The organism is bacterium, assembly GCA_035559435.1.
GTDB lineage: Bacteria > Zixibacteria > MSB-5A5 > WJJR01 > WJJR01 > JACQFV01.
The window spans coordinates 14,088-27,165 of sequence record DATMBC010000068.1; the positions used below are offsets into that span (position 1 = coordinate 14,088).

Genomic DNA, 13,078 nt, shown 5'->3' on the forward strand with positions numbered 1-13,078 from the left:
AGTTTTGTCAGGCGTGTCGTCGCAGCGCGGTGAGAATGACATCGCTCGGTGCGCCCTCCGCAGCCATTGCATCCGGCTCCCCCGGCGATCGCCACAGACACAGCCATGCCAGCGCGTAGCAGCCCGCGCCGACGATGACCACCACACGGTACCCCCAGAGCATCGCCAAGGCGATGGCGGCCACCGACCCCAGCACCGAAGCCGCGCCGTTGAGGCCCCACGCCCAGGGCACCATGTCATGGCGGCGGCTCTCAACGTGCTTGAGCCCGATCGGGAACGGCTGCCCCAACAGGAAGCCCAGAGGCGCCAGCAGCAAAACTGTAATCGCCACACGCGCGCCCAATGGCAATACGAAGGTCGCGCTCAACAGTGCGGGCAGCAGCGCCTGCGCCAGCAGGATGGCGCCGACGATCGCCGCCAATCGCCCGCCGCGATACCGTCGGCAGCGCTCCACCGACAGCCGCCGGCTGTACAACGCCCCCGCGCCGGCGCTGACCAGAAGCGCGCTGAGAATCACCGTCAGCGCATGCACCGGATGACCGAGATAGAGGACGAAAGTCTGGATCAATCCAACTTCGACCAGGATGAACCCCAATCCGATGGCAATGAAGTATGACATCATCGGCACGCCGCCGCGCATTCGCCAGAGGTCGCGTCCGCGACGCAATGTCAACAGCGGCCCCAGGAAGAACAATCCGACCAGGAGGACCGAAACCGCCGCGACCACAATCAGATTGAGAATACCAAGATTGTTCTTCCGCGACTCCAATTCGAGCGCGAAGAGACCGCGCAGATCGCCGGCGCGGATGATGTTGAAGAAAAACGGCCGATCATCGGTCGCCGGAGTCACGTTGTACTCATACCCGGCGATGAAGGCGGCGCGGTCGGCGGCACGGGCGAAATCGTCGTAGGCGTTCCACATGCGCTCAAACGGCGAGTAGAGCAAATGCCCGCCGGTGGCCGTCAGGCGGTTCATCACCGTTTCGTGATCGGCGCGTGATATCGGCGCGCGCCGGAAGATGAAACTGGCCATCTCCAGCCCGGCGCCCGGCAGGGGAATCGACGCGATGATGATGTGCCGCGCGGGATCGGCGATTCCCTGACGCTCGGCGGCGGCAAACGCCGTCGTCATCAGCCGCAGCGCCTCGCGCGGCTTGGGAAAGTTCCAGCGCGTGATCGATAGGATGCCGTCGTCTTCAAGATGCGCGAGGTAGTCGGCAAACGCCTCCACCGTGTAGAGATGATTCTCGGTGAGACTGAAGGCGCCCGCCGCGGTCGCCGCCCAGGTATCGACCAGCGTCAATTGGATGTGATCGTAGCGCGCGCGGCTCTGCAGCACAAACGAGCGGCCTTCGGCCACCACCAGATTGACGTCGGGACGATCATAGAGGCGGCCGGAAAAGCCGGCGTAGCGCCCGCGCATGATGTCGTCAGCGATGATGCCGTTGAGCTCCACCGCGTCGATCCGCCGCGCGCCCCAAGCCAGCGCGAAGACCACATCCAGCCCGCCGCCCGGCCCGATGATGAGCACCCGTCCGGTGCCGGCCAACTCGTGCGGCAGCGACGAGGCCCAGGTGCGCGCCACCGACGCACGGATCTGCTCCGGCGTCATCGCCGCAAACGGGTCCTTGAGAATGAAGGTGGCGGCGTCGGCGTCGATTTCGATCCGCGCCAGATCACCGCGGCCGGGCGGATTCTGCACCGTGATATACGAGTACGCGTTCCAGCGCTCAAAGGCGACCGGCTCCTTGGGACGGCCCTTGAGATACTTCAACGGGAAGACCGCGACCCATTGGTTGACCACCGTCACGCCCACGACGAGCACCAACAGCGCCGCGGCCGTCAGCCGCAGGCGGCCGCTGCTCCAACCCGCCAGCAGCGCCGCGGCCGCCAGGATTCCCGCCGCGATCAGGCACGTGGCGATGGCCCCGAACACATTCAACAGCGCCACTGTCAGCACCGCCCCAATCGCCGCGCCGACCAAATCCCAGGAGTACAGCCGCGACACCTCCCGCGTGCGACGAAAGAGAATGATCGCAATCGCCATCCCGGCACAGAAGAAGGGCACCAGCAACGCGGCGTAGATCAACAGCAGCCGTCCGACATTGGCGTTGGAGTACTCCAACGTGATGGGAATGCGCAGAATGACCGCCAATGCCGCGGCCGCGCTCACTGCGGCCGCCATCGACCAGAAGGCCACGCTGCCGCGGAAGCGCCGCTCCGGATAGCGATCCTCAAATCCGAACAGCCACAGCCCCGACGCACCCAGGCCGAACATCGCCAGCGAGATGGCCATGAAGCCGAAGTGATAGTACATCAAGACCGAGAACAGCCGCGTGATCGCCACTTCCAGGATCAGCACGCCGGCGGCCGCCAACATGATGATCCACTGGCAGACGCGCAGATCGCCATATGTTCCGTTCGCCGGTGCCGTCGCGCCGCTTGTCATCGCAACCGGTTGCCTCCCGATTGTTGCGTGGCTGTGCTCAACGGGCCGCAACACGGAGGACCGTGCGTGACCAGGGAGGCACACACGCCTGTCCCGGCGGCGACATGCCGCCTTGGGTTATGTCAGCACAAACTGTCGACGTCCCCCGGATGGGGGCAGAGTTGAATCCAAGATACACAATGCCGCAAAAGAGGCAATTCCGGAAAGCGGAGGGGCCGGTCCGCACGGACCGGCCCCTGGGGAATCAGCGGGCGCGGGGTCAGACTTTGGGGCCCGCGGCGACAATCTCCGGCGGGCAGCCATCCTTGAACTGCTTGAAGTTGTCGACAAAGCGCATTGCCAGATCGCGATACTTCTGCTGGTACATCTTCTTGTCCGCCCAGGAACTCTCCGGACGCAGCACCTGATCGGGCACCTCGGGACAGGTCCTGGGCACCGAAAAGCCGAAGACCGGATCCTGGTAATACTCGACGTTGTCGAGTTTGCCTTCCAGGGCGGCATCCAGCAGCGCGCGCGTGTAGCGAATGCTGATCCGTTTGCCAACCCCGTAGGGACCGCCGGTCCAGCCGGTGTTGACCAGCCAGCAGGAGGCGTTATAGCGCAGGATTTTGCGCTTGAGCAGGTCGGCGTAGTAGTACGGATGGTGCACCATGAAGGGCGCGCCGAAGCAGGCGCTGAAGGTGATCTCCGGCTCCTTGCCCATCTCAATTTCGGTGCCGCTGACCTTGGCGGTGTAGCCGGAAATAAAATGGTACAACGCCTGATCGGGAGTCAGGCGCGCGATCGGCGGCATCACGCCGGAGGCGTCGCAGGTGAGCATGACGATGTTCTTCGGATGACCCGCCATCTTCTCCGGCACCGCGTTGTCAATGTAGTCGAGCGGATAGGAGGCCCGCGTGTTCTCGGTGCGGCTGTCATCGTCCAGATCGGGAATCCGGCTGACCGGATCAAAGATCACGTTCTCCAGAATGGTGCCATAGCGGCGGGTGCAGGCAAAGATCTCCGGCTCGGCGGTCGGCGACAGCGCAATCACCTTGGCGTAGCATCCGTTCTCGAAATTGAACACGCCGTCGTCGCTCCAGCCATGCTCGTCGTCGCCGATCAACCGCCGCCGCGGATCGGCCGACAGCGTGGTCTTGCCGGTGCCCGACAACCCGAAAAACAGCGCCGAGTCGCCGTTCTTGCCCACATTCGCCGAACAGTGCATGCTCAACACGCCCTGCAGCGGCAGCAGGTAATTCAAAATCGTAAACGCCGACTTCTTGATCTCGCCGCCGTAGCCGGTGCCGCCGATCAGCACCAGCTTCTGCTCGAAGCTCAGCAGGATGAAGGTCGGGCTGAGCGTGCCGTCGATCTCCGGCGCGCCCTTAAACGACGGAATCGAGATGATGGTGAATTCGGGGACATGGCGGCGCTGTTCCTCCAGCGAATTGACCGGGATGAACATGTTGCGCGCAAACAGACTGTGCCAGGCCAGCTCGGTGACCACGCGGATGGGCAATCTCCAGTTGGGGTCGGCGCCGACATAGCAGTCCTGCACGAAGACATCGCGGTCCTGCAAGTAGGCCTGCAGACGGTTCATCACCGCGCTGAACTTGTCGGGGCTGAAGGGACGGTTGTATTTCCCCCACCAGATGTGGGCGTCGGTGGAGGCTTCGCGCACGATGAACTTGTCGTTGGCGGCGCGGGCGGTGTGCTTGCCGGTGTTGACGATGAACGGCCCCCGGTAGCCAATCTGCCCCTCGCGGCGGAAGACCGCCTCCTCGTACAGGGGCGCGGTGCGCAGATTCCAGTAGACCCGATGCAGCTTGCCGAAGCCCTGGTCCTTCAGACGAAAGTCGCTGGCGCGCTCGGTGGCGATGTCCTGCGCCGGCGTCTTGATATCGATATAGAACTTCATAGCCAATCCCTCACCAGTTTCCGGTCGCCGAGGAACAGTTCGTTGGGCGCGTTGGGATCCAGCGCCCACTTGATGCGCGCCACGCCCTCGGTGATGTCCTTGATGGTGCCGCAATAACTCAGCCGCAGGTGCCCTTCCATCCCGAATTCCTTGCCCGGGACGCTCACCACCCGCACCTTGTTGAGCAGAAATTCCGAGAGCGCCACCGAGTTCTGGTTGTAGGCGCGGAAGTCCGGCAGGCAGTAGAAGGTGCCCTCGGGCACCGTCACGCGCACCCCGTCCAGCGTGCGCAGTTCCTGCACCATCACGTTGCGGTTGTTCTGCAGCGTCAGCCGCAGACTCTCGATCCCGCTTTGAATCCCGTTGAGCGCGCCGACCGACGCCACCTGCGAGATGGTCGAGGGACACGAGGTCGTCTGCGCCTGCACATTGATCATCACCTCGATGATCTTCTTCGGCGCCACCGTCCAGCCGATCCGGAACCCCGTCATCGCGTAAAGCTTGGAGACCCCGTTGATGACGATCACTTTCGACTCTTCCAGGTTGGCCTTGGCGAACTTATAGGCCGGCGTGAACGCGCGGCCGTCGAAGATCAACTTGTGGTAGATGTCGTCGCAGATGAGATAGATGCCCTTGGTCTCGCAGAAATCGACCATCTCGGCGATGAACTCATCGGCGTACACCGCCCCGGAGGGGTTGTTCGGGCTGTTGAGAACGATCGCCTTGGTGTACGAACTGACCGCGGCCTTGATGTCCTGCGCGCGCGGCTGAAACCGGCCGTCCTCGGCGTGCACGATCACCGGCACGCCGTAGACCATCTTCACCATCTCCGGGTAACTCACCCAGTACGGCGCCGGGATGATCACCTCGTCCTGGGGGTTGATCAACACGGTCAGCAAGACGGAGAGCGCCTGCTTGGCGCCGCCGGAGACGATCACATGTTCCGGGCCGACCACCTTGTTGTAGTTCTCCTCCATGTACCGGATGATCGCCTTCTTCAATTCCGGGATCCCGTCGGTGGGGGTGTAGCGCACCTCGCCGGAAGTGATCTGCGCTGCCGCGTTGCGGATGGCCTCCATCGGGATCTTGCTTTTTGGTTCGCCGGCGCCGAGATGGATCACCGGTTCCCCTTTTTCGCGCAGGATGCGCGCCTGCTCGTTGAGCCGCAGGGTGGGGGACTCGGCAATCGACCGGGCCAGTTGACTGATGCTCATCGCCACGAACTCCTTCTGATCATCTCCGGCCCGCGCCATGGGCGCAGCCGGCGCACTTTCGCTGTGTGTCCCCGTGGGGACCGGACGTCATCGTTGCCCTTCGCTCCGGCCACAGTCAACCAATTATGCGACAAGAGGATCGATTTTGACAGACGAATCCCTGCCGCGCAATCTGCCATCGCACCGACAGTTCCGCAACGGTGATAGTGTCATTCGCCATCGGGTCATGGCCGTCGCCCCACCGGGGCGCCGCCATCACATCTTCACCAGCGGGCAGCTTCAACACCGCACGTGCCACGTCCGGTTCGAATCCGCCTCGGCCGAATTCGAGGGCCACCTTTTGCTGGAGGAATCCCCGCGCTATGGAACCCGACTAGAGACGGGCGCGGGTCTGCGCCGGAGGATCGTCGCCGCCACTTTGCGACAGACGCTCAACGGACTGCTTACACTGACATCGACAGCAAGAATACCCGGGAGGTCGCGGCGTCCGACCTCCCGGCTGTCTGTGTGATTGGCCGGCTCAGGCCAAATCGAAGCGATCAAGATTCATCACCTTGACCCACGCCGCCACGAAGTCATCGACGAACTTCCGTTTCGCGTCGTCGCAGGCATAGACCTCCGCCACCGCCCGCAGTTGTGAATTCGAGCCGAAGAGGAGATCGGCACGGGTCCCGGTCCACTTCCGCTGTCCGCTCGCACGGTCATACCCCTCGAAGAGTTCCTCCGCCGCCGAAGTTGCCTTCCAGGTCGTGCCCATGTCGAGCAGATTGACGAAGAAGTCGTTGGTCAGCGATTCCGGCCGCCGGGTAAAGACGCCGTGCGGGGACTGCCCGAAGTTGGCGTTCAGAACGCGCAGGCCGCCGACCAGCACCGTCATCTCCGGCGCGGTGAGCGTCAGCAACTGCGCCCGATCAAGCAGGAAGTCCTCCGGCATCCGCTTGTGTCCGTTGCCCAGGTAGTTGCGGAACCCATCGGCCTTTGGCTCAAGCACCGCGAAGGAGTCGATATCGGTCTGCTCCTGCGACGCGTCGGTGCGTCCCGGCGCAAACGGCACGGTCACGTCAAACCCGGCGTTTGTCGCGGCCTTCTCGATCGCGGCGCACCCGCCCAGCACGATCAGATCCGCCAACGAGACCCGTTTTCCGTTCCGCTGCGCCCCGTTGAACTCGCGTTGAATCGCCTCCAGCGTTTTCAGGACCGCCGCCAGTTTGGCCGGTTCGTTGACCGCCCAATTCCGTTGCGGCTCCAGCCGGATACGCGCCCCATTGGCGCCGCCGCGTTTGTCGCTGCCACGGAATGTCGACGCCGACGCCCACGCGGTAGTGACCAACTGCGCAATCGACAATCCCGACGCAAGGATCCTCCGCTTGAGTTCGGCGATCTCGGCTGTGCCGATCAATTCGTGATCGACCGGCGGCACCGGATCCTGCCAGATCAAAGTCTCGGAGGGAACCTCGGGCCCCAGGTAACGCGCGATCGGTCCCATGTCACGGTGCGTCAGCTTGAACCAGGCCTTGGCAAACGCATCGGCCAGTTCTTCCGGGTGTTCCAGGAAATGCTTCGCAATCGGCGCGTAGATCGGGTCCATCCGCAACGCCATATCCGCGGTCGTCATCATCAGCGGCTCGGTTCTCGATGGATCATGCGCGGCGGGCGCCCGGCGCGCCTTTGAAGCCGCGGTGGGCGTCCATTGATGCGCCCCGGCCGGGCTTTTCACCAACTCCCATTCATAGCCAAACAGATTCTCGAGGTATTCATTGTCCCACTTTGTCGGATTGCTGGTCCAGGCGCCCTCCAGACCGCTGGTGATCGTGTCGCCGCCCTTGCCACTCTTGTAGGCGCTCTTCCAGCCAAGCCCCTGTTCCGCCATGCCGGCGCCTTCGGGCTCGCGTCCCACCAGCGCTGGGTCGCCGGCGCCATGGCACTTTCCGAATGTGTGTCCGCCGACGATGAGCGCCACCGTCTCGTAGTCGTTCATCGCCATGCGGCGGAAAGTCTCGCGGATGTCGCGTCCTGAGGCCACCGGGTCCGGGTTGCCGTTGGGCCCTTCGGGATTCACGTAGATCAATCCCATCTGCACCGCCGCGAGCGGGTTTTCCAGTTCACGGTCGCCGCTGTAACGCTTGTCGCCGAGCCACTCGGTCTCCGGTCCCCAGTATATGTCCTCCTCCGGTTCCCAGACATCCTCACGCCCGGCGCCGAACCCGAAGGTCTTGAACCCCATCGATTCCAACGCCACGTTCCCCGCCAGCACCAGCAGATCGGCCCAGGAGATCTTCCGCCCGTATTTCTGCTTGATCGGCCAGAGCAACCGGCGCGCCTTGTCGAGGTTGGCGTTATCGGGCCAGCTGTTGAGGGGCGCGAAACGCTGAGTGCCCGCCGAGGCGCCGCCGCGCCCATCGCTGATGCGGTAGGTCCCCGCCGCGTGCCAGGACATGCGGATGAAAAGCGGCCCATAGTGGCCAAAGTCGGCCGGCCACCAGTCCTGCGACTTGGTCATCAGCTCGCGGAGATCCCGCTTCAGCGCCGGAAAGTCGAGTGATTTGAACTCCTCGGCATAATTGAACTTCTCCCCGTGGGGATTCATCATCGGCGGATTCTGATGGACGATCTTGAGATTCAACTGATTCGGCCACCAATGCTGGTTGGCCGCGCTTGCCCCGGCCCGGTGGGCGTACGGCCCATGCATGACCGGGCACTTGCCCGTGCTTTCCATGACTCATTCGCTCCTTCTGCATTATGAACAACCAAAAAACGCGCTTCGCTGGGAAGCGTCTGGCAGTAGACAGGTTCATTTCTTCCGTTTCCGTCGTCCGCGCAAGATCACCTGGAACTCCAGGATTTCGTAATCCCGCAGTTTGTCCTTCCCTTTGACATCCAGTTGATCCCACGGGATGTCGTGGATCTCGCCGGTGTCGGCATCGATGAAGTGATGATGCTTCCGCACATTGGGATCAAAGACTACCGCCCCTTCGGTGATCGTCTGCATGCGGACGAGGCCTTTTTCGACCAGCAGATTCAGCGTGTTGTAGACAGTCGCGCGCGAGACGGTCGGGCACGCCTTCCGCGCGGCGCGCAGCACATCCTCGGCGGTCGGATGCGCCCGGCTGCCCAGCACGCACTTGGCAACGGCAATCCGCTGCGGCGTCGGCTGAATCCCGCCCTGTCGCAGGATCGCAATGGCGTCGGTCATGCATTTAGAATACGTCTTGGCTTAGACAAAGTCAAATGCCTATCGTCACACAAATCACAACGTCAAGAGTCGCCTGTGGCGTTGGCAGACAACCATGAACGGGTATGAACGCATGATCGACACTATGAGGTTATGACTGGCCCAACGATGGGGGAAAGCCACCTCTCCCCTAACCCTTTGCCACGCGCCCTCATAAACGCGAATAGAGCCGACCCGTTCCATGGGTCGGCCACGTCCGTTGCTTTGGGCTTAATCCAAAAAGGATCACGTGGCGGGGTGAGTCCACAGTGCTTGGTATCGCGAGTTGTCAGGCGAGTATTCGAACTTAGGCCTTCAAGCGCTCAACTTGAGGCGGAAACGACCCCGAGGGCCGACGCTGAGACATCGACCGGAATCATGCGGATCACCCGGGGGATGGCCGATCGTCGTCGAGCATCGTCAGTCCGTCATCCAGCCGAATCTGCGGAGCCCAGCCGAGCATGCGTCTGATCTTCGAGACATCAGCATGCGTTATGAGCGCCTCGTTGGGCCGCTCAGGGATGTAGGCCTTCTGGTCCGACATTAATGTCGCGATGGCATTGATACTGTAAGTCTCGCCCGCTCCGACGTTGAAAACCTCATAACTGACAGTCGATCTTGCCGCCAGGTAAAAGGCGCGGGCAACATCGTACACGTGAACAAAATCGCGCGACTGCTCGCCGGTCCCGGTGATCGTCAGGGGCTTCCCCTGGCGGCGCTGGTGGTGGAAGATGCCGATGACCGGGCTGTAGGCCGAGTTGGGCCTGCCTACATTATAGGATCGCGGTCCGTAGACGTTGAACATCCTCAGCCCGACGGCCGGCACACCCCAATTCCGACCGAGGATCAGGCTGTACTGCTCGCCGGTGTACTTCTGCAAGGCGTAGGGGTTGTAGCAGCGGATGGGGGCCTGCTCGGTGGTCGGTATCTCGTCGGGGGTGCCGTACACCGCCGATGATCCAAAATAGAGGAAGCGCGTTGCGCCCGCCTCCAGCGCGGCCCGCAGGCAGTTAATCGTGCCAATGACGTTGATCTGCTCGTGTGTGTCCGGATCGTCAAACGACGGTTGAATGCGCGGCCAGGCCGCCCCATGGAAGATCCAGCGGCAGCCGCGGAAGAGCGGACGTATCCGGTCCAAATGCCGCACATCCGCCTGATGAAACTCGGCTTTGGGATTGACGTTCTCCGAGCGTCCGGTGGACAAATCATCCACCACAACGACGTCATGGCCTTCCGCGATCAGCAGATCGACAACATGTGAGGCGATGAATCCGGCGCCTCCGGTTACCAGGCAGCGCTCTCCAGGCATCGTGGCGGGCACCTTAGGCAACCGGAGGCCCTGAAGTCAACCGTCTTGCGCGGATTTCGATGTTTTGCTGGACCGGGCGCGGTCAAGACAGCGATTTTGTCCGGCGGGGCAGGCCGTGACTGGATACCCGATTGCCGCTCGGCCGTGGGCAAAACGGGCATACACCGCAATATGACGCTTCGCACAAAACTCCTCGGCAGCTACGCGACCATGCTGTTGGTGGTCATTGGGCTGGTCGTTGTAGGGCATGGGGCGGCGCGGCGCTGGCGGAGAACGGCGCAGGAGATGGCGCGCTCCTACGAACAGGGGGTCGTCGCCGAACGCCTCCGCTGGGCCATTCGTGAACTCGCTGAAGGTGATCCGGGACCGGACGCCGAACGATCGCGCGCCCTGCCTGATCTCATCGAGCGATTCATCGGCACCCTGCGGGACCAGGCGGCGCAGTCAGCCGACAGCGTCCTGGAGCTCGATCACATCAACGGATTCGTTGAAGTGTATCGGGAGCTCCAGGTCATCCTCCAGCAACAGTTCCAACCGGATTCGTTGGCCGCCGCCGCGGGGGATGCGGAGAGGCCGCAGGCCCGGTTGACGGAAATTCGCGATGAAGTGGATGATGCGGCGCTCGCGATGGAACAGTACTTCCGTGACAACAACCGCCGCTACCTGGCCGAAGCCGACGACATCCGATCCCTGGCCGTTACCATGACCGGAGCCGCCGCCGCTCTGACGGTCCTGCAGTTTGTTATCATGGTGGTGTTGCTGCGTCGCTGGGTGACAAAACCCATGGAGGATCTGGAACATGCCGCCGAGCGGATCGGCGCGGGGCACCTGGACGTGCGCATCCGGCCACGCTCGGAGCGCGAATGGCAGACGGTCGCCAGGGCCGTCCACGAAATGGCGCGGTCGCTCTCGACCCTGCAACAGCAATTGCGTGTCAATGAGCGGTTTACCGCCATCGGAGAAGTGGCGGCCTTTACTGCGCACAACATTCGTAACCCGCTGGCAAGTATTCGGATGACCGCACAGGTTGCCCTGGGCGAAACGTCGAGCAACCCCGGCATCGAAGCGACACTCAAAGACATTATCGGCTGCGTCGACAAGATGGAGCAGTGGATTGCGGGGCTTTTGAATTTTGCCCGTCCCATGTCCCTCACGCCGTCTCGTGTTCGCTTCGACGCGCTGGTCGATTCCGTGCGGGAGACTTCGCAGCCACAGGCGGCCGCCCGCGGTATCCGGTTCGCCTGCTCGTATCGCGCCGGTGAGACGGTGGTGTCGGCGGACGAGGCGTTGTTCGAGCAGGCGCTGCATGCCGTGGTGGCCAACGCCATCGAGGCCTCGCCGAACGGTGGCATCATCCGATTGACGACCGAATGCCGGCCGGCCGAGGACCGCGCCTGGGCCGCGGTGACCGTGACGGATGCCGGTCCTGGAATCCCGGAGCCGCTGCAACCGAACATTTTCAAGCCATTCGTGACCGGCAAGCCCGGCGGCAGCGGCTTGGGACTCGCCCAAGCCAAGAAGATCCTCGATCTGCATCTGGCGGAAATCGACGTGAGCAGCCGGACCGGCATGGGAACGTCGATCACGATTCGTTGTCCGATTCCCGAGGACGAGCATGGCACAGATAATCATCATTGACGACGAACTGCTGCTGGCAAAGGCGCTGGCCCGCTCGCTGACGCAGAAGGGCCACGACTGTTCGGTGGCGGGCACCGCGGAAGACGGGTTGCGCCTGCTGAAGTCTTCTCCGCCGGATGTGGTGCTTCTCGATCTTCAGCTTCCCGGCATGTCGGGGTTACAGGCGCTCGCGCAGATCATGGAGTTTGACCCGGGGATGGTGGTCATCATTGCGACGGCTTACGGTACGGTGGCTTCGGCGGTGGAGGCCATGCGCGCCGGCGCAGCGGACTTCCTGCGCAAACCGCTGGACCTGGAAGAGGTCGGGCTGACCATCGAGCGCGCGCTGTCCAACGCGCGCCTGCGGGAGCGCCTCCGTTACTACGAGCAGCGTGATGTCGAGCTGTCCTCGGCGGACCAGATGCTCGGCGACAGCGAGGCAATGCAACGCCTGCTGGCAATCGCCAACCGTCTGAGTCAGTTGAATATATCCCGCGCCGGAGAGTGCCCCGCCATCCTCATCACCGGGGAGACGGGAACCGGGAAGGACACGCTGGCCCGCTACATCCATTACCGGAGCAAGTTCGCCTCTCAGCCGTTCATCGACGTCAATTGTCCGACCCTGCCGCGCGGGTTGGAGGAGGCCGAGTTGTTCGGGTATGAGCGCGGCGCCTTCACCGGGGCGCACAAGTCCAAACGCGGGCTGTTCGAAGCCGCCGAGGGCGGCACGATCTTCCTGAACGAAATCGGCGATCTTCCGATGGAGGCGCAGGTCAAGCTGCTTCAAGTGATCGAGCGGCGGACGTTGCGTCACATTGGCGGTCTGCGCGACGTCCCGGTGAACGTGCGCATCATGGCGGCGACAAACCGCGATCTGCCCGAATTGATTCAACGCGGCGGATTCCGCGAGGATCTCTACCACCGACTGCATCACTTCTCCATTGTCATGCCGCCGCTCAGGGATCGCGGGCATGATGTGATCCTCCTGGCGAATCACTTTCTGCAACGGTCGCGGCGCAAATACGGAACCGGGCCGCTGGCATTCTCGCAGGCCGCGAAAGATTTGCTGGTCTGCTACCGATGGCCGGGCAATCTCCGCGAGCTTGACCACGTCATCGACCGCACTGTTGCCTTGAGTCATGGCCCTGAGATCACACCGGAAGACCTGGGCCTCCCCAACGATAGCCGTACGGTGAAAGCATCCGGAGATTCCGCTTCCCCGCAGCGCAAGACGCTGGATGAACTGGAGCGTGAGGCCATCATTCAAGCCCTGACAGTCTCCGGCGGCAACGTCAGCGAAGCCGCGCGACTTCTGGGAATCGGCCGCGAAGCCCTCCGTTATCGCATCCAGAAACACCGACTCGATAACGGTTAGTCG

The 13,078-nt window shown here is 62.9% G+C and carries 8 protein-coding genes; 2 read left to right on the plus strand and 6 right to left on the minus strand.

Annotation, left to right across the window (positions count from 1 at the left end; translation table 11 throughout):
* Positions 1 to 7 precede the first annotated feature (7 nt).
* The 6 genes from VNN55_08085 to VNN55_08110 all read right to left on the minus strand — a co-directional run bounded on the left by VNN55_08085 (position 8) and on the right by VNN55_08110 (position 10,083).
* Positions 8 to 2,449, minus strand: coding sequence for a hypothetical protein (locus tag VNN55_08085; GenBank protein HWO57510.1), 2,442 nt, complete (start codon positions 2,447 to 2,449; stop codon positions 8 to 10).
* Positions 2,450 to 2,708: 259 nt separating this feature from the next.
* Positions 2,709 to 4,349 (minus strand): phosphoenolpyruvate carboxykinase (ATP), encoded by a 1,641-nt coding sequence (pckA, locus tag VNN55_08090; GenBank protein HWO57511.1) that lies wholly within the window; start codon positions 4,347 to 4,349, stop codon positions 2,709 to 2,711.
* Positions 4,346 to 5,602 (minus strand): pyridoxal phosphate-dependent aminotransferase, encoded by a 1,257-nt coding sequence (locus VNN55_08095; GenBank protein ID HWO57512.1) that lies wholly within the window; start codon positions 5,600 to 5,602, stop codon positions 4,346 to 4,348. Before VNN55_08095 ends, pckA begins: the two co-directional genes overlap by 4 nt.
* Positions 5,603 to 6,083: 481 nt before the next feature.
* Positions 6,084 to 8,279: a catalase/peroxidase HPI gene (gene katG, locus VNN55_08100; protein ID HWO57513.1), complete on the minus strand. Its 2,196-nt coding sequence runs from the start codon at positions 8,277 to 8,279 to the stop codon at positions 6,084 to 6,086.
* Positions 8,280 to 8,354: 75 nt separating this feature from the next.
* Positions 8,355 to 8,756 carry a Fur family transcriptional regulator gene (locus VNN55_08105; GenBank protein HWO57514.1) on the minus strand — a complete coding sequence of 134 codons (402 nt, stop codon included), beginning with the start codon at positions 8,754 to 8,756 and terminating at the stop codon, positions 8,355 to 8,357.
* Positions 8,757 to 9,159: 403 nt separating this feature from the next.
* Positions 9,160 to 10,083 carry an NAD-dependent epimerase/dehydratase family protein gene (locus VNN55_08110; protein ID HWO57515.1) on the minus strand — a complete coding sequence of 308 codons (924 nt, stop codon included), beginning with the start codon at positions 10,081 to 10,083 and terminating at the stop codon, positions 9,160 to 9,162.
* A gap of 285 nt (positions 10,084 to 10,368) precedes the next feature.
* On the opposite strand from VNN55_08110, the gene VNN55_08115 reads away from it, so the two are divergent.
* Together VNN55_08115 and VNN55_08120 are read left to right on the plus strand one after the other, a co-directional pair.
* Entirely contained in the window at positions 10,369 to 11,721 is a 1,353-nt protein-coding gene (locus VNN55_08115; protein ID HWO57516.1) for an ATP-binding protein, read from the plus strand.
* Entirely contained in the window at positions 11,699 to 13,075 is a 1,377-nt protein-coding gene (locus VNN55_08120; protein HWO57517.1) for a sigma-54 dependent transcriptional regulator, read from the plus strand. The genes VNN55_08115 and VNN55_08120 overlap by 23 nt, the downstream gene beginning before the upstream one ends.
* Positions 13,076 to 13,078: the final 3 nt, after the last annotated feature.